Source organism: Paenibacillus sp. D9 (genome assembly GCF_001188365.1).
Taxonomy (GTDB): Bacteria; Bacillota; Bacilli; order Paenibacillales; family Paenibacillaceae; genus Paenibacillus_O; species Paenibacillus_O humicus.
Map to the genome: position 1 here is coordinate 3531605 of NZ_JZEJ01000001.1, position 19228 is coordinate 3550832.

Here is a 19228-nt window from a genome sequence, read left to right on the forward strand (position 1 = left end):
ACAGCTCCAACGGCCTCAATCTGGCGGAAAATTGCAATTACGGGGTAGGTGAGCGGGCGAATTTCTGATACAATAACGGAAAATTCAAACCGGACGAGGGGACTTGGCATGGAATATATCAGTACGAGAGGCAAGGTAACCGGAGTCGGCTTCATCGACGCTATTCTGATGGGACTGGCGGACGACGGCGGCCTGCTGGTGCCCGCAGAGATTCCGCAGGTGTCGGCGGAGACGCTGAAGCAGTGGCAGGAGCTGAGCTATCAGGAGCTCGCCCTGGAGCTGTTCACCCTGTACATTGGAGACGAAATCCCAAGAGATGAGCTGCGCGCGCTTGTCGACGACAGCTACTCGACATTCCGGGACGAGTCCGTCACGCCGGTCCGCAGCCTCCGCGGCGGCCTCGACGTGCTGGAGCTGTTCCATGGCCCTACCTTCGCCTTCAAGGACGTCGCTCTGCAATTCCTGGGCAACCTGTACAGCTACGTAGCCCGCCGCACAGGCTCGACGATCCATATTCTCGGCGCGACCTCCGGCGACACCGGCGCTTCCGCCATCGAAGGCGTCCGCGGCAAGGAAGGCATCCGCATCTGCATCCTCCACCCTCACGGCAAGGTCAGCAAGGTTCAAGAGCTGCAGATGACGACCGTCGACGACGCCAACGTGCTCAATCTCGCGATCGACGGCACCTTCGACGACGGCCAGCGCATCATCAAGGAGCTGTTCGCCGACGTAGAGTTCAAGCACCGCTACCATCTCCGCGCCATCAACTCCATTAATATCGCGCGCATTCTGGCGCAGACGGTCTATTACTTCTACGCCTACCTGCAGCTTGCCCGCCGCGGCGAGACCGCTCCGGTCAGCTTCAGCGTGCCGACAGGCAACTTCGGCGACATCTTCGCCGGATACCTGGCCAAGAGGATGGGCTTGCCGGTAAACAAGCTGATTCTCGCGACCAACGAGAACAACATTCTCGCCCGCTTCGTCGCCGAAGGCGTCTATCAGCCCGGAGAGTTCCGCGGCACGTACAGCCCTTCGATGGACATCCAGGTCGCAAGCAACTTCGAGCGCTACCTGTTCTATCTCTACGGCCAGGATGCGGCTTCCATCTCGTGCCTGATGGCCCGGTTCAAGGAAGAAGGAAGCCTGAGCATCCCGGCGGAGAAGCTGGCAGCGGTCCAGGCGGACTTTGCCGCTTACGCGGTAAGCAATCAGGAATGCCTGGATACGATCGCCAGCTATTATCGCGATACGGACTACCTGCTTGATCCTCATACTGCATGCGGCGTAGCGGCCGCAGACCGTCTGGCCGCTCCCGGCGAGGCGACGGTGGCGCTGTCCACGGCCCACCCGGCCAAATTCGACGAGTCGATCCGGCTCGTCGGCATCGAGCAGCCGTTCCCGCCGCAGATCGCCAAGCTGTTCGACCTGCCGCAGCATCAGCAGCTTTCCCCTGCCACGAACGAGGCGATCGCGGAGAAGCTGGCTGAGTTCTTCTGAATCCATTCAAGACCGGAGCCTCATGGCGCCGGTCTTTTTGCTGCGTGCATGACGCCGCCTCACCGTTCAGAGGGCATCGGCACGCCCTGTTTGAAGCCAGGAGGCATTCAGGCGCTGCTCCCTTCCATTTGTTCGAACTATGATGCCCTTCGAGAACTATTTCCCGCTGATTGGCGGTCCAAGGAGGATTCTCTCATGAATGAAGCTTATTCATTTCTGAAGCCGGTTCCGCTCAGCGGCGATCTCCGAAAGGATATCTATGAATTCCTTGTCCGCAGCGGCCGTGAGGATACCGCCGAGCACTGCCTGGCCGTAGGAGCGGAAGCCCGCCGATTGGCCGAAGCCGCCGGATGCAGTCCCGCCCAGGCGGAGCAGGCCGGCTGGCTGCATGATATCAGCGCCGTCTATCCCAACGACATCCGCATAGAGACAGCGAGCAGGCTGGGCCTCGACGTGCTGCCTGAAGAAAAGGCCTTCCCGATGATTGTCCACCAGAAGCTTTCCAGGCAAATGGGACATGATCTGTTCCGCATCCGCGATACGGCCGTCCTGGATGCCGCAGGCTGCCATACGACGCTTCGGGCGGGTTCCACGCCCTTGGACCAGGCCTTGTTTGTCGCGGATAAAATCAAGTGGGACCAGACGGGAGAGCCTCCCTATCTGGATCTCCTGCTGCCGGCGCTGGAGCGGTCGGTGGCGCATGCCGCGCTCGCCTATCTAACGTACATGTGGAACCAGCGGGACAGGCTGCGGGTAGTCCATCCGTGGCTGCGGGATTCCTACCTGGAATTATCCGCCGCGCTTGCATAAGCAGCCCCCGCTACAGCCATTGCCCGGGCAATAAAAAAAGCCCGCCGCCTGCTGTCGAGGCGCGGACTGCTTCTGATTGCCGGCCTGCCATGCGCTTGCCGCATGCCATTCGGCTGTCAGACCTTCGTTTATATCGTCTTGATCTCAAGCACCTCATAGCTGATCTTGCCCATGGGCGCGTCCACTTCCACCACGTCGCCTACCCGCTTGCGGAGCAAGTTCTTGCCGAGCGGACTTTCGTAGGAAATCCGGTTCTCCAGCACATCGGCTTCGGCAGGAGATACGATCCGGTATTCCACGTTCTCGTCGAATTCCCGGTCATGAAGGACAGCGACCGAACCCACGTTGATCGAGGAAGTATCCGTCGTGGTCGCTACGCGAGCTTTCTTCAGCATCGCCTGGATCTGAAGAATTCTCGTCTCCATGAAAGCCTGGTCGTCCTTGGCCGAGTGGTATTCGCTGTTCTCTTTGAGATCGCCGTAGCTGATCGCCGTCTTGATGCGCTGGGCGAGTTCCCTGCGACGCGGTCCTTTGAGGTCCTCCAGCTCCGCTTCGAGCTTGGCCAGACCTTCAGCCGTCAAGATGATTTCGTTATTGTCCATTCCTGATCTCTCCTTCAAGTCCTGCTCCCTCTAGTGTAGCACAAAAAGGCCTCGCGAATGCTCCGCGAGCCCGGTTGGCCATTTCCACTCCTCTCGGAGGGGGAGGACGAGAAGGAAAAAAACAAGTCCAACTACCGAGCATAGGACCGGGCTTGGACTTGTTTCATGGGAAGATCACAGCTTCGATATCTCCGCATCCCAATCAGCGGAATCGAGCTTCCCGTTCGCTGCGGCGATGCCGCCGACGTCGCCCTTGATCCGGTATTTCCCACGCAGCGAGCGGTAGCCGAGCTTCCGGTTCACAGCCAGCATCGGCTCGTTCAAAGAGTCGTTGTCCGTGCGCAGATAGAGAGCGCCGGTCCGCTGAGCGAGCCGGATGGAAAGAAGTTTCAGCGCCAGGGCGATGCCGCGGCCCCGGTAGTCCCGATGCACGCAAGTATATTCATGGTACATCCCGCGCGTCTCCTCAAAGTAACGCAGGCTGCAAGCGCCCACATACCGGTCGCCGTCCAGCGCAAGAAGAACCCGTTCCGGCGCATAGCCGTCCCCGCGCAAATACCATTTCTGCCAATCCCCGAAGCCCGGAGGCGTCCCCAGAAACCCCGGGATATCCTTGAAGGTGGGAGATTCCAGCTCGTAAAGCAGCTGCTCTCTTTCCTCCTCCGGCATAGCCGCCAACGAAACGAAGCGGATGCCCTCGCTCTCGAGACGCTCGATGACGGAGAGATCCGCGTGGAACGCCGCCTCCTCCGCATGCTTGAGCTCGAGCACCGATTGCCAGGAACGGCGCTCGATCCCGAATCCGGACTGCTCGGCGAACCGAAGCGAACGCAGATCGTCGTCCCATACTTCGGTATAGATCCGGCCGGCCCCGATGGATGACGCCCAAGCGGCCGCCTCCGCAAGCAAGGCTTGGCCAACGCCGCGGCCTCTGAATGCCTTGGATACGACCAAGGTGTGGTACAATCCGCCCGCCTCTGTCCACGGAGCGCGCCAGGTCCACAAATAGCCGACAATGCGGCCGTCTTCATCGACCGCCGCTCTCCGGAAGCGGTCATACCCTTCCAGCAGGCCATCCTCATTCACATACAGATGTCCATGCTCATACAGCTTGCTGTCGGCTTCCTCCAGGCTCTCCGCCGTCGTCGGCTCAGCCAGCTCCTCATTCCATACAGCGGCAATGCCCTCGTAGTCATCCGGCAAGACCAGCGGACGTATATTGAATTCCATGCTCGAATCCCCCTTATAGCGCGGTTTCCCGCTGCTCATGAGATTCATTATGGAGTCCATCCATTTCCAGGTAAAGGTAAAAGACCGCTATATCCGCCTTTAACCGCGCGGAGCCCACAGCATGATCGATACCCCCGCCAGGCATACCGCCGCGCCAAGCCAGTCGTACAGATCCGGCGGCTTGCGGTCGACGAGCCATCCCCAAAGAACCGCCATCGCGATGAACACGCCGCCGTATGCGGCAAACACCCGGCCGAAGGACGGAAAGCCCTGCAGCGCCGGGATGACTCCGTAGGAGACGAGGAGGATGCCTCCTGCGATTCCGAACCAGAGCGGCTTGGATTCCCGCAGCCACAGCCAAACCATATAACCTCCGCCAATCTCGGCAAGTCCCGCCAGAAAGAACAGCAGCAGCGCTTTTCCCATACTTATTCAAATCCTTCCGTGCAAGCCTCCCGGCTCCATGCTTTTGTCTCCGCTTATCGTATACATGGGAAAACCGGTTGTCCAGCCGCAGCAGCGGCGTACCGATCCGATGCCGGGATGCTGGAATCCTGCCGTTCTTGTCCCGGCAAGTGGCGGACCGGCTGCCGCCCCGGCTTCTCAGCCTGGGGTGCGCGCACAAGCGAAAAAAAGCAGCCCGCCTAAGCGGACTGCCGGTGTCTTGGAATGGCTGGGACGGCTCAGACCGCCGCCTCGCTCTTGCCGCCGTCCGAACGCAGCTGCTTGCTGCGCAGCTGGCCGCAGGCCGCATCAATGTCCGCGCCATGCTCCAGCCGCACGCTGCAGCTGACGCCGTTCTTCTTGAGCGTGTCGTAGAAGCCGTCGATCGCCTCCGGCGTGCTGCGCTGGTACTGGCTGTGCTCGTCGACCGGATTGTACGGGATCAAATTCACGTTGGCCAGCTTCATCAGCTGCGGCCGCGAGGACATCAGATCCGACAGCTCCTGCGCATGCTCCCGCAGATCGTTGACATCCTTGAGAAGGATATACTCGATCGTGATGCGGCGGCGCGTCCGGTCGAGATAAAAATCGATGCTCTCCAGCAGCTTCTCGATCGGAATCGCCTTGTTGATCTTCATGATCCGCGTACGCAGCTCGTTGTTCGGCGCATGCAGCGACACGGCCAGATTGGCCTGCACGCCGCTGTCGGCGAAGTCGCGGATTTTGGCGGAAAGGCCGCTCGTCGAGACGGTGATATGCCGCGGACCGATCGCCAGCCCCTTCGGATGCTGCACGATCGCCAGGAAATTCATGAGATGGGTGTAGTTGTCGAACGGCTCGCCGATGCCCATCACGACGATATGGCTGACCCGCTGGTCCAGGCCGGCTTCGTCCAGATACAGCTGCACCCGCATGATCTGCTCTGCGATCTCGCCTGCAGTGAGGTCGCGGCTCTTCGCGAGCAGGCCGCTCGCGCAGAAGCTGCAGCCGATGTTGCAGCCGACCTGGGTCGTGACGCATACCGACAAGCCGAACTTGTGCTTCATGAGCACCGTCTCGATCAGATTGCCGTCCTGCAGACGGAACAGGAACTTGACCGTGCCGTCCACCGACTCCTGGCGCGTATGCTCCTCAAGCGTGCCGAGCCGCCAGTTGTCCTCCAGCAGCTGCACGCATTCCTTTTTCACTCCGGCTTCGGCCATTTCGCCGAATGTCCGGACGCGTCTGCGGTAGAGGCTTTCCCATACCTGCATCGCATGAAATTTGCGGTGTCCGCGTTCCCCGAGCCAAGCTTCCAGCTGCTCCTGGGTAAGTCCGTACAGCGTGTTCATCTATATTCAAACCTCTTTCTTCTTTTCAGCATCCAAGCTCGCTTTATCGTCCCATAAGCGGCCCGATATTTCAAGCCGGGACAGGCCTGGCCATGCACGCGGGCACGCGGGCCCGACGACCTGCATCCTTTCGCCGGAAAAGTCCGCTCTGAAGCTGATAATCATCGTCATTGCGCTGAAAACGAGTCTCAATTAAAAGAATTGTAACCATCTAATAATCGGAGTAATATAATAATAACTATAATTTAAATGAAAGGTCGGGATCCGTTTGGCTGATTTTCATCATCTCCAGCACGTCAAGGAGCAATCCCGGTCCAAGAAGACGTTATGGATCACGCTGCTTCTGACCTTGTTCTTCACGATCGTCGAGATCGTCGGCGGCCTCCTGTCGAACTCGCTCGCCCTGCTGTCCGACTCCGCCCATATGATCTCCGACGTCATCGCCCTGGGGCTCAGCATGACGGCCATCTACATGGCCTCCCGGCAGCCGGATGCAAGGTTCACGTTCGGCTACCTGCGCTTCGAGATCATCGCATCCTTCCTCAACGGGCTCGCGCTCGCCGTAATCTCGCTCGGCATCTTCATCGAGGGCATCCGCCGCTTCCTTCATCCGGAGCCGATCCAGTACGGCCTGATGCTCGCCATCGCTGCCATCGGCCTCGTCGTCAACCTCGTGCTGACGATCGTCCTCAGCCGCAGCATGAAGGAAGAGGACAATCTGAACGTGAAGAGCGCCCTCTGGCATTTCTTCGGCGATCTGCTGAGCTCGGTCGGCGTCATCGTCTCGGCGCTGCTCATCCTGCTGACCGGCAGAGTCTGGTTCGATCCTCTCATCAGTCTCGTCATCGGAGGCATCATCTTCATCGGCGGCGCCCGCATTACGCGCGAAGCCTATCTCGTGCTGATGGAGTCCGTGCCCCGCGAATTCGATCTGGAGGCGATCCGCGCCTCGATCCGTGAGGTCGAAGGCGTCGAGGATGTGCATGAGATGCATCTATGGGCCGTTTCGACCGAGCATTATTCGCTTACGGCGCATGTCTTCGCCAATGAGAACATTCAGCCTTTCTGCATCATCCTCAATATCAACGAGACGTTGAAAGAGAAGTACGGCATCTCCCACTCGACAATTCAGATCGAGCATGCCGGCATCAATCCGCACGGGGAATACGGACGGGAATTTTTGAAAAGCCGCCGTACGCTGGCTGAAAGCCGAGTTTGAGCCCAGCGCGAGTCGAGTTGCACACATGCCAGATAGGCATTACTTAGGATTATTGAATAACACCTTCAATTAAGCGCCCTTGTCCGGGCGTTTTTTCATGTCCATCTGGCCGCCCACAGCTTCATTTCCTTGATGATCTGATGCAGATCCTCGCCCTTGGGGGTGAGCGTATATTCCACCGTGACGGGCACGGTCGGATAGACTTTGCGTTCCAGCACGCCCTTCTCCTCCATATGGCGAAGGGTGCTCGTAAGCGCCCGGGGGCTGACGGCCGGGATCAGGCGCTGCAGCTCGCCGAAGCGGCGGGTGCCGCAGAACAGCTCCCGCAGGACGAGGAAGGCCCATTTGCCGCCGATGACATCCAGCGTTTTTTCGATGTTGCAATCGATCGTGTCGGGGTTTTTGGGAATGTAGTTGCTGCTTGCCATGGACAAATCTCCTTTTTGAAAGCTAGTAAACCTCAGTATAGTAGATATCCTTCATATAATAAAGTGAGGATATTTTCACTACTTCCCCTGAGATAGAAACGTGCGTACAATTAGCCGTGTCAGGGCAAGCATTTGATTATAGGAGGGATTCTCTATGGATTATCGCAGGCTCGGAAGCACCGGCGCCAAGGTGAGCGAGATCAGCCTCGGCAGCTGGCTGACCTACGGCGGCTACGTGGAGCGCGAGAACGCGGTGAAGGCCATTCATGCCGCTTACGATTTGGGAATCAACTTTTTTGATACGGCCAACGTGTACGAAAGAGGAGCGGCCGAAACGCTCGTCGGCGAAACGATCAAAGCGTTCCCCCGCCACTCCTACCTGCTCGCGACGAAGGCATTCTGGCCGATGGGCGATCTGCCCAACGACCGGGGCCTCTCGCGCAAGCATCTGACGGATCAGTTCCATGCGAGCCTGAAGCGCCTCGACGTCGATTACGTGGACATCATGTACTGCCACCGCCACGATCCGGAGACGCCTCTCTATGAAACGCTGCGCACGCTGGACGATCTCGTCCGCGCAGGCAAGGTGCTGTACGTCGGAGTCAGCGAGTGGACCGCCTCCCAGATCGCGGAAGCGCATGCCATCGCCGACCGCTACCTGCTGGACCGCATCGTCGTCAACCAGCCGCAGTACAACATGTTCAACCGCTACATCGAGCCGGAGATCATTCCGTACAGCGAGCGCAGCGGAGTGGGACAAGTCGTCTTCTCGCCGCTCGCCCAAGGCCTGTTGACGGGCAAGTACACTTCCGTGGACAACATCCCGGCCGACAGCCGCGCCGCCAAGCTCGAGTGGATGAAAAACGGCATTACGGAAGAGAAGATCGCCAAAGTCCAAGAGCTCGGCGCGATTGCTTCCGACCTGGACCTGACCGTCGGCCAGCTGGCGCTCGCCTGGATTTTGCGCCAGCCGAACGTAGCCAGCGCCCTCGTCGGCGCGAGCCGTCCGGAGCAGGTCGTCGAGAACGCCAAGGCTTCCGGCTTCAAGCTGACGCAGGAAATCGTCGACAAGATCGAAACCATTCTCGAAGGAAAGTAACGGCTTCCCATTCGATCAAAAGAGTCCGGGCATCTGGGTATCCAGACCGCTCGGACTCTTTTTTAGTTGCCGCCTCGCCGCCTATTGATCCGCGACCTCGATCGTACTCTCCCCATCGTCCTCCGCCATAGAATCCATCAGCAGGATCGTCCAGCTCTTCGTTCCCGCCTCATAACGGATATCCTTGACTGCGGGAACAGACAGAGGCGGGTCCAGGCGGCGCTCCAACGCTCGCGCCACAGCCTGCTCGGGAAGCAGGAAAGCCCCGGACGGCCGGTCCGTTTCAATGGCCTGGACGTCCTCTGCCTTGCCCTGAGCCGGATAAGATTCATCGATTCCTCCGCTCACGAAAGCCTCCACCAATTGGCCCGGCCTCAGACTTTTGCCCGTATGGATGAGCAAGGCTTCCGCCCTGCCGCTTGACGGCGCTCCGTTATAGGCGGTGAGGAGATAGCGGCCCCCGACCTTCCGAACGACGTAACCGGTGAACAGTGTGCTGTCTTCCCGGCTGCTGAAGCCCCAGTCCAAGCCCTTGACCCTTGCCGTCCGCTCCCGGCGAGGAGAAGCATCGTCATCGAACAGAATGACCGCCCACTGTCCGGAGGCTTGGTCAAGCCGGGTTTCCTTGATGACGGGCACCCGAAGGCCGGCATACCGGGCAAGAGCCTCCGCGACGGCGCTGCTCTCCGGCCTGGCGGATCCGGCCGTGGCAGAGCTATCCAGCAGCCTTGCCGACTTGGCTTGTCCCATGCCCGGATAGCTCGTCCGAATATCCCCTTCCAGTTCCACCGCTACACGGCCGCCCAAAGGAACATCTCCCTTGAACCGAATCCATAGGGCCTCGGTTCCCCGGCCTTGGCCGGAGCTGTAGGAGGTAAGCAGGAATCGGTTCTTGTCCCGCTTGACGACGTATCCGCTGATCTCGTTCTTCCCCTCGGGTACAGGAGGTCCGCTGTTGGCCTGGTCGGAGCATCCCGACAAAACGAGCGCCAGCAGGAGCAGCAGCGCCAAGCTTAGCCGGAAGAGCGGAGCCCTCGCGGCTGCGGCCCCGCTTGATCTGCCGAGTCGTCGTTTGTTCGAGACTTGAATCATCCCCGCCGCCCCCCGTTCTCCATCGTCTTTCTTTCCCGACGGGCTTCGTCTTCAACATGTTTCCAGGTTCCCGCTTTTCTCAGAGGCTTCGCTTTTCAACCCAAGGCGATTCTCAGCAGCCTCGTCTTCGTTACCATGCCCGCGCTCTCCAAGGTCCGCTTGGAAGCCTCGTTGCCGTACCCGCAGCCGCAGACCGGCGTAAGGCCGCGCTCCGCGCACCATTGCCTCAGCCGCAGGATGAGGCTCCGTCCAGCGCCCTGATTGCGGCACGATTCGTTCACGAACATCCCGATGCTCGCTGTCCCTTCGAACAGCCTCGACTTCTCCAGCACCCCGATTCCGAGCAGCAGGTCTCCCCTGAAAAGGACGAACAGCTCGCCGCTGGCGATCCGCTGCTCGTACTGGTCCAGAAACTCGCCGCACACGCTCCCGATCTTCTCCGCATCCCCGAGCTCGGCCGGACGGAAATGAGCTTCCGATGAAGCCGGCGCCGGAACGGCGTGCCACGGGATGCCTTCCTGAAACATATAGGCCTGCTTCCGGATGGGGAAGCCCCTGTCGAGCGCCAGACTGAGGAACAGCTCGTCGCAGGTCGGGAGCAGCAGCGAATGGATCGAATGAACCTCCATCACTTGTCCGAACAGCTCCTGAGAGTGCTTCAGCCAAGGAGGGCGGATGTGAAATTGCGTCAGCAGCGCTTCGCCATGGATGGCATAATAGCCGGCCCATTCGGTACCGGATCGGAACGAATAGAAGACGGATTCCGTAATGTGCTCCTCCAGGAAGGAATCGAACGGCGCCGCCAAGCTCTTCAAATATTCGTCCATCAGAGCACCGATCTCGTCCATGGCGCAGGCCTTGGCGGTCGGGATCAACACGCGGCCGGCTCCAGATACCGATCCCTCAGCTGCTTCAGCTGCGGCTCCGTCAAGCCGATTCCATCCCTCAGATAGGCTTCCGCCGTCCCGTGGACGCGGCGGATTTCGTCGAATGCGGCCTGAATATATTCCTCTCTCACGGCCAGAACCGTACGCACCAGCTCCAGATGAGACTCGTCGTTCAAAAAAGCGGAGGCTTGGCGAAGAATGGCTTCGTTGGCTTCCCGGCGGTTTTCCCCGGTACGCATATAGTCCGCCGCAATCGCAGCCTCCGGTACGCCAAGCGCCAGCAGCACGACCGCCGCGGCGAAGCCGGTTCGATCCTTGCCGAGCGTGCAGTTCCACAGGACGGGACGTCCCTCCGCTTGCAGCAGCACCTGCATCAGCCCGCGATAAGCCGCCAGAGCTTGGCTGTCGGTCACGAACCTGCGGTAAATTTCCAGGATCGGATTGCCCTTGCCGCCTTCATCCTTCCACTGCTGCAATAAACGGGGCATCTCGCTCAGGCTGAATTCTCCCCCGATGACGGGCAGCGAGACGAGCCGCACGCCCTTCAGCTCCGGATTAGGCTTGGAAGAGCTCTTCTCCTCGGTGCGCAGATCGCAGACGGCCGCCAAGCCGAGCGATTCCACATAAGCGGCCTCCGCCGCCGTCAAGCCGTGCAGCTCGCCCGAACGGAACAGAACGCCTTCCTTCACCTGCCTTCCATCCGCCGATATGAACCCGCCGAGCTCTCTCATGTTCAAGCGGGCCTCCAGCTGTTTCTTCATGGAATTCACTCCCCTATTCATCCGCTCTGGAAAACGCAAGTCGAAAAGCTGGCGGCTGCCAGGGTCTCATCCTGCAAAAGCCGCCTGGTTGCGGCATTTGCCGCCACAAGCCAGATTGGCTTGGCCAAGTCGTACAAAGTAACTCTAAGTATTACGCAATCGGTTTAGACGGATTTTGACCCAGCACCTTGATGCTCAAGAACAAGCCGAGCACGATAGCTGCGGCAGAGAAGAAGAGACAGACCGCTTGAAGACCGAGTCCATCCGCAAGCCCTCCGACCGCAAGGGTGAGGCCGATCTGAAGCGCACCTTGCGCGGCGTCGGCAAGGCTGGCTACACGGCCTATCTTGTCGGCAGGAACCTGCTTCTGAAACCAGGTGGCGTAGCCGGCTCCGGCATAGGACATGAAAAACCCGAGCAGGACAAAGGCTGCTGCAGCCAGGAAGAACGTATGCGACAAATAGAAAAGAAAGTAAAAGATGCACGTCAGAAGCGTCGCCGGACCGAGATACCAGCGCCAGGAGATCCGCTTTGCGAGCAGGGCTGCCGTAAAGGAGCCCGCCAGCGCTCCGATGCCCGTCACGCTGACGATGAACCCGTATTGCTCCGTGGAGAGCTTGAGATGCTGCTTGATATACGTCAATTCTTGGGAGTCGATCGAGTAGCCGATGATGACGGCGCTTTGGAACAGCAGATAGATGGCCAGGAAGGACGGCGCGGTCAGGACGAAGCTGCGCACGGCGCCCCAATCGGCTCGAAGCATGCGCAGCGTGACGGGCTCCCGGGCCGTCCCTTCAAGCCGGGGAACCGCGGGCAGCAGGGAGATCATCAAGGCGCAGACGAAGAAGGTGGCGGCGTTGAAATAGATGCTGAAGTCCGTGCCGAAACGGTAGATGAGCAGCCCCGATAGGGCAGGCCCGAGCAGGAAGGCGCCCGAGCTGCTCATGCCGAGAATGGAGTTGAACCGCTGGCGGTCTTCCGCCGGGATGAGCTTCGTGATGTAGACCGACTGGCTTGGGCCGAAGAACGAGCCGGCCAGGCTGATGAGGAAAAGGAGCCCGAAGATGAGCCATACCGAGGAGGCGAACGGAATAAAAAGCATGAGCGTGCCGCGCACGACGTCGGTCAAAACCATGAGCTTGCGCACATCGGTGCGGTCGACGATGCTGCCCGACCAGAAATTGGTCAGCAGAAGCGCGATCGGCCGGATGACGAACAGTCCCGCCATAGCGGCAGCGGAGCCGTCCGTCAGCTCCAGCAGGGCGATGTTGATGGCGACGAAATAAATCCAGTTGCCGAGATGCGAAAACCCCAACCCGCCGACGAGAAGGGCTGCATGCTTCCAGGATTTCAAGGCTGTCTATCCTCCTCGTGGAAAAGAAACCGTTTTCTTCAATCTATCACGGATTCCATGTTCCACAATAAGGAAAATGTGACAGCTTCGGCACTATGGCAGCAGCCGAATATCCTCGCAGGAGGCCGCGACGACGTCGGCATCCGGCAGCTGAAGGGCCGCCTCGCCCGCAGCCAGTCCGATCGCAGCCGCCGCTCCGGCCGCCTTGGCCATGAGCATATCCCCGTTGGAGTCGCCGATGATGACGACCTTGGAGATGTCCAGTCCCATCCGGCGGCAGGCGAGCTCCGCCATGTCGGGATAGGGCTTGCCGCGTTCGACAAGGTCGGTGCCGATGATTTCGCCGAAGTGTCCGTCGAGGCCGAGCCAGGAAAGATGCTTGACCGCCGCGATCGTTTCGTCCGCCGTCACGACAGCCATCGGGATGCCTGCAGCGCGGCAGGCATCGAGCAGCTCCGTTACGCCTGGCAGGGCTAGAGCGGCACGCTCCCGGTCGAGCTCCCGATCGGCATGCTGCCAGCTCTCGTGCACCGCCACCCGGGCATCGGCCCAGGACAGGCCGCGCCGGTAGCCGCATGCGCTCAGCAGCGCCAGCAGCTCATGCAGCGTTCCCATCGACAGGGGGCCGCTGCGGTCGTAGCTCTCGGCTTTGCCGTCCTTCGAGAACGAGATTCCCCACTCGTTGCCCAGTTCTTCCAGAGAGAGAGGCTCAAGCCCCCGCTCCTCGAGCTTGTCGCTGAAATGCTGCTTCATATGGCGCGCCCAAGCTCCCCAGGTATGGACGAAATCAAGGAGCGTTCCGTCCTTGTCGAACAAAATGGCTTCCGCTTCGAATATGCGGCCTGCTGCGAGAATTTGCGGCATATGGCTTGTCCTCTCCCTTGTCGCGCTTCCCGTCCGTTGTGCGGAGCGCTCTTTTTTTTCCACTATATAGGATCGGCATAGCACTTGCATAGCCATGCGGAAGGCCGGCAAGGCGGCTTTCCGCGCTTGTCTCTGGCTATTAGGCCGCAATGCCCCCTACTTTCAGAGACAACCTCCTCAAGCGTCGTCTGTGCGGCCCATGCCATCCGCTGCTGTTCATGGCAATCCAGGACGCTTCGCCGCAAGCGGCAAAAAACCGCCCCGGCCCCTTAGGGCCGAATGCGGCTTGATTTGTCAAAATGTCGTAAAGCCAAGCAAATCCTGCACTCGGTAAAGCACGCGCTTGATCCAGACCGTGTCATTCTCGTACTGGCCATATTCGGCCGTATACGGCGCATCCTCATTGGACCAGAGCCGCTGAAAATATGCCTCCGCCTCCATCGCCGCACGGCTTCCGGAAGGGGCCGTTATTCTCAGATTCGATTCCAGGTTCAGATCGTCGAGGTTGCGGGCCGTGAAGTTGGCGGAGCCGTTGTGGATGACCGAGCCTTCCGGACCTGCGATGAGCATCGCCTTGACATGATACTGCTCCTTGTCCGTGTTGTACCAGCGGATCTGGATGTTCCCGTCCGACTTGTTAGCAAGCTCCTGCGCCACGGGACGGTTCGGGATGCCGATCTTGCTGTTGCCGAAGGCGACTTCGTTGGGGTCCAGGATCAGCCGGATTTCGGCGCCCCGCCCGGACGCATCGAGGAGAGCCCGCACGACGCTGCGGTCGGCCAGATAGAACATGCCCATCCAGACGGTGTCGCCGGCGCCGGCCTCCTTCAGATCGGCAAGCACATGCTTGCGGATCTTGCCCTCGGTCAGCAGCTGCACGCCGACCGTTCCTTGCGCGGCCGATTCGGCTGCCGCGGGCGGAGGAGCATCAGGCAGCCGGATGCCTGCCCTGGACAGATCGAGAGCCGCCTGCTCGGTGCGCAGCGCTTCTCCGATCAGCCCGCTGCTTCCGCTTACGGCATACCCGCTGTTGGAATTATAGAAGCTGGAATCATGGGCGTTGGCGCTTGCAAGAACGAGCTCTTTCTCCGTAATGAGCACCTTGCGGTGGTTGGCCTTGGCGTTGACGAGCTTCAAGTAGGAGCGCAGCGTCATGTCCGGCGCCTCGCTCGCCATCTTGTTCGGAAGCCAGCCCTTGCCGTGCTGCCCGAACCAGCCTGCCGTCATCCTCCAGGCGGCGGTGTAGAGCGGATTGGAATCCCGCAGCGGGTTGACGTTCGTAATCGACACCTGGATGCCCGCGCGCTTCAGTAGCTCCAGCTCCGGATCGTCATGGGAGCCGTAGGAGGTGTTGACATCGTCGGTAATGACGACCGCCGCAAGCTCGGGGTACCGCTTCTTCTGCTGTATCAGCTTGTCCGTCATCTTGCGGCTGAGCGGCGGGTAGGACTGTCCCTTGTTGGCATAACCGTTGTACAGGAACATATCGAGAACGATGAACTGCCTTGCGTTGCCGATCGCCTGGAACATGCGCTCGAAAATCTGCTGCTCCACCTGCTGCCCGCCGCTGGCGTCCCGATGCGTAAGGTCGGTGAGCAGCTCCAGGCTGCCGTCCGGAACGTAATGGACCGTTCCCTCGAAGGATACTCCGGGAGGAAGCGGCTTATGGGTCTGATAAACGACAACGACGCCGTACAGAATCAGCAGGGCAAGGACGGCCAGCAGCCAGGGCCTGCGGTAAAAAGGCCTCGAATGCCGGCCGGACCGGCCTTGGCTCCGGCCAGGAGAGTCGGAATGCGATGGGATCGAAGCTCGTTTCATGGATGGTTTCTCTCCTAACAGGGGTCTCCCCTTGTGTACCGCCCTTGGCTGCTTTTTGAAACAGGCTTCTCGGCTCCTAAGAGCCGCCGCGGCCCCGAGCCCGGTCCTCCGCCTTCCCGTACCTGGCTTCCCCGTATGTCTGCGCGAGCTTGCCGGCCTCTTCCGGCGTCAGGGAGGTGAACGGCTCTTCCGCCGCGGACAGATTCGCGGCATGCTCTTCCGGAGTCAGGCTGGGCCGATATTCGTAGCCTTGGGCTATCGCGCCGCGGATGAAGGAGCGGTACCGCATCCGCGGATCGCCGCCGTCGCCCTGCGGCTCCTCCTGCGCCTTGCGGCCAGCGGAGCGTTTCTTGCGCTTCCGGGGCACCCGCTCCAGCTTGATGACCTCGTCCGTGTAATCCGAGCCGGACGGCGGCTTGAGCGACCTCAGCAGCTTGAGCCTGCGGAACAGCGCCTCCGCCAGCTGTCGGATCCGCTCCGGAAGGATGCGCCGCAGGAGGAGGTACAGGAAGTAAGCCAGCAGAACGGCGGCGATCAAAAGCACGATGACGATCAGGATATTGCCGATCAGCACGATCCATTCGTTCGGCTCCTTGGCCTCCGGCAGCTGCATGGGCCCCGCTTCGCCTGCAGGCGGTTGTTGCGGCTCAAGCGGGGGCAGCCCCTGCTCTGCGGGGGGACGCCTCAGCGCCGCCAGCATCGCGTCGCGGAGATGGCGCAAGGAATCGGCAAGCCCTTGCCAGGCGCCGATTACAAGCATGAGCGCGACGAGGGATCCCGTCAGCAGCCGGTTCCAATACCGCATCGCGGGTGTGCCCCGCCAGCCGGCCCCGTCCTTGCCAGCGGCATTTTGAATCTGCAGGCGGTTCAGGCGAAGCAGATACAGGCACAGAGCGAGCGTAAAGGAGACCTGAACGGAGAAGGCGTACGGCTTCAGGTAGGCATTCGTCAGAACGACGATATAGAGGACGAAAGATGCCAGCATCCCCACCTGGACGAGCATCGGCGCAGCCTGGTTCCACAGCGATCGCCTTCCTGCAATGAGCCCTCTGACGGCGGCGGCTCCGGCGGCAAATCCCCATACGCAAGCGCGGATGGCTTCTGCGGTCTCGGATGACCCGGGGAACAGCCGCAGGCCGATCCAGGCTCCTGCGCCGGCGCCGGCCAGAGCCAGGAATGCCTTGGCCAGCCGCCCGGCAGGCCCAAGGGATACGCGGCTCCCGGCGATCGCAGCCGCCGCATGGAGCGCCAGCACGATGAGGCCGAGCAGCAGCGGCGGCAGGAATGTCGGCAGTTCCGCAGCCCGGAACGTGGGGAAGACGGCTCCCAGCAGCAGGACCGGATACAGCGCCAGACATTCAAGCAGCGAAAAGACCAGCATGGACGGAACCGCTTGAGGCTGACGGCCGGACGGCCTTGGCGCTTGGCCGGTCTGGGGCTCCAGGCCGGAATGCGGAGCTTGCAGGTCGGCATGCTCCCCTCCGCCTCCGGCCTCGTAATCGGGGCGGACGGCTTCTCCCTTCGGGGAAGAAGGCGCGTCAGGTACAGAACGGGTGCCTGGACCGGCGGAACGATCTCTTCTCATGACCGTCTCCCTCCCTTCGTGCGGACAGGCGGCTCCACGAAAGCAACGCGGTGGCCGGACTGCTCCAGCAGCGCCGCCGCCTCCATTATCCGGTCCGACCGGAACGCCGTCACGAGCAGATAATCCATCCCGTCCGACAGCTCCAGCTCCGCTTCCCGTCGGAGAAGCTCATAAAACGGCATCCGAATTCTCGGCTCTATCGCGGCCATGGAAGCTAGCGTCTCGTCGAGCTTCCCGCTGCCGCTGCCGAACTCCACTCTCCCGGTATCGTCCGAATACCGGCTGACCACTGCGTTATGGGCGAATCCGGCCGACAGGCCGCGGCCCAGCATTCCGGCAGCCAGAGAAGCCGCGCAGCTGATCGTCGTCTCCATGTCGCCCGGCCTTGTCACCCGGTCCCACATCATTTCGGATTCCTCGATATTCAACAGGATCATGGCGCGGGGATCGGCCGTATGCCCATGCCGGCGCACCTGCAGCTCCAGCGAGCGGGCCGATGCCTTCCAGTCGATGCGGTTGAACGCGTCTCCGGGCAAGTACGCCCGCGTGCCGCTGACGACGAACGGGTCCTCGACGATCCAGCGCCTCACCTCGAGCTCTCCCTGCCAGCTTCGCCAGGAGTCGGGCATGACGCTCTCTTCCATCGGAGCCGGGTATACGGTGAGCTTATGCGGAAGCGACAGGGTAATCGACGGCGTATGGATAGAGAACAGGTCTCCGCCAGTCAGAGACGCCGTCTCCATGACAAATACGCCTCTGCTGACGCAGGTCGTCTGATGAGTGCGGACGATCTTGACACGCGGCTGCAGCGTGAACAGGCTCGTATGGTTCTGATAGATCCTGCCGCGGCTGACGGACGTATCGCCGCGGCCGCGGAAGACGATGGAGGCGGGAAGCATCGTCTCCAGGCGCAGCCAGGGGACGGGAAGCCCCTTGGCATTCTCGATCGTCTCGACAATTTCCAGCCGATCGCCCGCGTAGCAGGCTTCCTCGCTGAAGCGGCGGGACACCTTCACCCCGCGCAGGGATCCTTTGCCGAGCACCAGTCCCTGAGCGTAGACGAGAGCTCCGCAGACGGCAAGCAGGAGCAGCAGCTCCATCAGCGAGCCTCGGCCCCAAGGCCTTCTTCGCTCGGTACGGGCATCGCGTCCAGCAGCTCCCGAACAAGCGCTTCCGCCGGCCGGGCCTCCGTCGAATGGCGCCTCTTCAGGACGATTCGATGGGCGCATGCCGGCACAGCGAGCCGTTTGATGTCATCCGGCAGCACATAGCTGCGGCCGTGCATGGCCGCATAGGCTTGGGAAGCCCGCATCCACGCCTGAGTGCCGCGAGGGCTGATGCCGAGCGCGACTTCCGGATTGGAGCGGCTCGCCTCCGCGAGGGCGACCATGTAATCGAGCAGGTCCGCATGCACCGATACGCCGGCGCACAGCCGCTGCGCCTCCAGCACCTCTGCTGCCGAGGCGGCCGGCCTCAGCGCTTCCGCCCATGGAGAGACGGCGCCGACGGTGCGCAGCAGGATTTCCCTTCCTTCCTCTCGGGAAGGATACCCCAAATTCATCCGGATCATGAATCGGTCCATCTGCGCTTCCGGCAGCGGGAACGTGCCCTGGTTGTCGACGGGATTCTGGGTCGCCACCACCATGAACGGCTTCTGCAGCTCCATCGTCTTTCCTTCAATGCTGATCTGCCGCTCCTCCATGCATTCCAGAAGGCTCGACTGCGTTCGTGGCGTGGCGCGGTTGATCTCGTCTGCAAGCACGATCTGCGTGAACAAAGGACCCTTGCGGAAATAGAATTCGCCGTCCTTCTGATGGTAGTAGTGGATCCCCGTCAAGTCGGAGGGGAGCAGGTCGGGGGTGAACTGAATCCTCTGAAAGTCGAGGCTGAGCGATGCGGCCAGGCTCTTGGCCAGCATCGTCTTGCCCGTTCCCGGCACATCCTCGAGCAGCACATGCCCCGATGCCAGCAAAGCGGTCAGCAGCAGGTCGATCTCTCGATCCTTCCCTACCATTACCCGGTTGATGTTCTCCTTCACTCTGGCGGCCAGCTGCTGCACTTGATGCACATTGCCACTTCCTCTCGATATCGTCGCTTGAGGCGGGCCTTCGCAGGCCGCATGCCTCTACGATTCTATTCTAGCAAATGGGATCTGGAAAAAACAGACAGGCGGACTCCTGAAAGAGTCCGCCTGTCTGGGGAAA

General features: G+C 60.9%; 18 protein-coding genes. 4 read left to right on the forward strand and 14 right to left on the reverse strand.

Annotated elements, in window-relative coordinates; all coding sequences use genetic code 11:
- The first annotated feature begins 108 nt into the window (after positions 1-108).
- Together thrC and VE23_RS15840 are read left to right on the forward strand one after the other, a co-directional pair.
- Entirely contained in the window at positions 109-1497 is a 1389-nt protein-coding gene (gene thrC, locus VE23_RS15835; RefSeq protein ID WP_049868510.1) for a threonine synthase, read from the forward strand.
- A gap of 195 nt (positions 1498-1692) precedes the next feature.
- Complete coding sequence (locus VE23_RS15840) at positions 1693-2307, forward strand: HD domain-containing protein (RefSeq protein WP_049868511.1); 615 nt, start codon at positions 1693-1695, stop codon at positions 2305-2307.
- A gap of 128 nt (positions 2308-2435) precedes the next feature.
- On the opposite strand, the gene greA is transcribed toward VE23_RS15840, so the two are convergent.
- From greA to rlmN, 4 genes are all read right to left on the reverse strand, one after another.
- Positions 2436-2909, reverse strand: a complete 474-nt coding sequence (greA, locus tag VE23_RS15845; RefSeq protein WP_048745770.1) for a transcription elongation factor GreA — start codon at positions 2907-2909, stop codon at positions 2436-2438.
- Between the two features lie 174 nt (positions 2910-3083).
- Complete coding sequence (locus VE23_RS15850) at positions 3084-4139, reverse strand: GNAT family N-acetyltransferase (protein WP_198156182.1); 1056 nt, start codon at positions 4137-4139, stop codon at positions 3084-3086.
- A 99-nt stretch (positions 4140-4238) separates the two neighbouring features.
- A complete protein-coding gene (locus VE23_RS15855) occupies positions 4239-4565 on the reverse strand; it encodes a YnfA family protein (protein ID WP_048745773.1) in 327 nt (108 codons plus the stop codon).
- A 257-nt stretch (positions 4566-4822) separates the two neighbouring features.
- The gene (rlmN, locus tag VE23_RS15860; protein WP_049868513.1) at positions 4823-5914 is read right to left on the reverse strand and encodes a 23S rRNA (adenine(2503)-C(2))-methyltransferase RlmN; all 1092 of its coding nucleotides are present in this window, start codon (positions 5912-5914) and stop codon (positions 4823-4825) included.
- A gap of 268 nt (positions 5915-6182) precedes the next feature.
- Between rlmN and VE23_RS15865 the strand changes: the two genes are divergently transcribed.
- Positions 6183-7133 (forward strand): cation diffusion facilitator family transporter, encoded by a 951-nt coding sequence (locus tag VE23_RS15865; RefSeq protein WP_049868514.1) that lies wholly within the window; start codon positions 6183-6185, stop codon positions 7131-7133.
- A 95-nt stretch (positions 7134-7228) separates the two neighbouring features.
- Here VE23_RS15865 and VE23_RS15870 read toward each other — a convergent pair whose 3' ends face one another.
- Positions 7229-7561: a winged helix-turn-helix transcriptional regulator gene (locus tag VE23_RS15870; protein WP_048745775.1), complete on the reverse strand. Its 333-nt coding sequence runs from the start codon at positions 7559-7561 to the stop codon at positions 7229-7231.
- Between the two features lie 154 nt (positions 7562-7715).
- On the opposite strand from VE23_RS15870, the gene VE23_RS15875 reads away from it, so the two are divergent.
- On the forward strand, positions 7716-8660 hold the full coding sequence (locus tag VE23_RS15875) for an aldo/keto reductase family protein (RefSeq protein ID WP_049868515.1): 945 nt from the start codon (positions 7716-7718) through the stop codon (positions 8658-8660).
- Between the two features lie 81 nt (positions 8661-8741).
- Here VE23_RS15875 and VE23_RS15880 read toward each other — a convergent pair whose 3' ends face one another.
- From VE23_RS15880 to VE23_RS15920, 9 genes are all read right to left on the reverse strand, one after another.
- Entirely contained in the window at positions 8742-9752 is a 1011-nt protein-coding gene (locus VE23_RS15880) for a hypothetical protein (protein WP_049868516.1), read from the reverse strand.
- Between the two features lie 95 nt (positions 9753-9847).
- Entirely contained in the window at positions 9848-10630 is a 783-nt protein-coding gene (locus VE23_RS15885) for a GNAT family N-acetyltransferase (RefSeq protein ID WP_232316973.1), read from the reverse strand.
- Entirely contained in the window at positions 10624-11400 is a 777-nt protein-coding gene (locus VE23_RS15890) for a tyrosine-protein phosphatase (protein ID WP_049868518.1), read from the reverse strand. The genes VE23_RS15885 and VE23_RS15890 overlap by 7 nt, the downstream gene beginning before the upstream one ends.
- Before the next feature lie 151 nt (positions 11401-11551).
- The gene (locus VE23_RS15895) at positions 11552-12754 is read right to left on the reverse strand and encodes an MFS transporter (protein WP_049868519.1); all 1203 of its coding nucleotides are present in this window, start codon (positions 12752-12754) and stop codon (positions 11552-11554) included.
- Between the two features lie 93 nt (positions 12755-12847).
- Complete coding sequence (locus VE23_RS15900; RefSeq protein WP_049868520.1) at positions 12848-13618, reverse strand: HAD family hydrolase; 771 nt, start codon at positions 13616-13618, stop codon at positions 12848-12850.
- A gap of 294 nt (positions 13619-13912) precedes the next feature.
- Complete coding sequence (locus tag VE23_RS15905; RefSeq protein WP_084781540.1) at positions 13913-15439, reverse strand: phospholipase D family protein; 1527 nt, start codon at positions 15437-15439, stop codon at positions 13913-13915.
- Positions 15440-15515: 76 nt separating this feature from the next.
- The gene (locus tag VE23_RS15910) at positions 15516-17024 is read right to left on the reverse strand and encodes a hypothetical protein (protein ID WP_049868521.1); all 1509 of its coding nucleotides are present in this window, start codon (positions 17022-17024) and stop codon (positions 15516-15518) included.
- Entirely contained in the window at positions 17021-18124 is a 1104-nt protein-coding gene (locus VE23_RS15915; protein ID WP_049868522.1) for a DUF58 domain-containing protein, read from the reverse strand. Before VE23_RS15915 ends, VE23_RS15910 begins: the two co-directional genes overlap by 4 nt.
- Positions 18124-19092, reverse strand: coding sequence for an AAA family ATPase (locus VE23_RS15920; RefSeq protein ID WP_174806352.1), 969 nt, complete (start codon positions 19090-19092; stop codon positions 18124-18126). Before VE23_RS15920 ends, VE23_RS15915 begins: the two co-directional genes overlap by 1 nt.
- Positions 19093-19228: the final 136 nt, after the last annotated feature.